The organism is Pseudoalteromonas luteoviolacea NCIMB 1942 (assembly GCF_001625595.1).
GTDB classification, from domain to species: Bacteria; Pseudomonadota; Gammaproteobacteria; order Enterobacterales; family Alteromonadaceae; genus Pseudoalteromonas; species Pseudoalteromonas luteoviolacea_A.
The window spans coordinates 1-517 of sequence record NZ_AUXT01000139.1 but is presented as its reverse complement, the minus strand read 5'-3'; the positions used below and the strand labels follow the sequence as shown (position 1 = coordinate 517).

Below are 517 nucleotides of genomic sequence, written 5' to 3'. Positions count from 1 at the left end.
ACAGATTTTTGAACACTACCGGCTTTGTGCTGAACTTGTTTAAGCGAATCGGAAATTAGATATTTTTAAGTAGAGGGCATTGCCTCTACTTACAATTTTAGCGTTACAATACACAACTTTTTTTGCTCTTAGCACTCATCACTTTCATAACCGCTTTATCTCTATTTTCTTTTTTAATATATCTAGCAGGTAAGCTTTTTATTTTATATATGTAGTCCCCTTTGTTCCAATCGATTTTCTCATTTATAAATTGAGGGCTAATAACGGTTATTTTTAAATCAGGTGCAACACGTTTAAGTGCATCAACAGTACCAAGGTGGTAGTTACTATGAAATGCGCCGTTAAAATGGATAACTTGGCTATTAGGGTTACGTAAGAATACTTTGTATATAGAGTCTGCCATAGTATTGTCACGTGCTAATTGGGCATAAAAACTATTGCTTTGGGTTATGGTTCTATCTTTTTTGCTGGAGGCTTTATGATGCGACATCGCTTTCGGCGTTTTTCAAGGTAGTTG

Annotated in this window: 1 protein-coding gene; it reads right to left on the bottom strand. The window is 35.2% G+C overall.

Going from position 1 to position 517, the window contains the following annotated elements:
- Positions 1-103: 103 nt before the first annotated feature.
- Positions 104-490, bottom strand: coding sequence for a ChaN family lipoprotein (locus N482_RS07285; protein WP_063376407.1), 387 nt, complete (start codon positions 488-490; stop codon positions 104-106).
- Positions 491-517 lie beyond the last annotated feature (27 nt).

What these genes read in the sequence shown, in the direction of transcription:
- N482_RS07285 (WP_063376407.1), bottom strand. Translation starts at nt 490, where the DNA reads ATGTCGCATCATAAAGCCTCCAGCAAAAAAGATAGAACCATAACCCAA.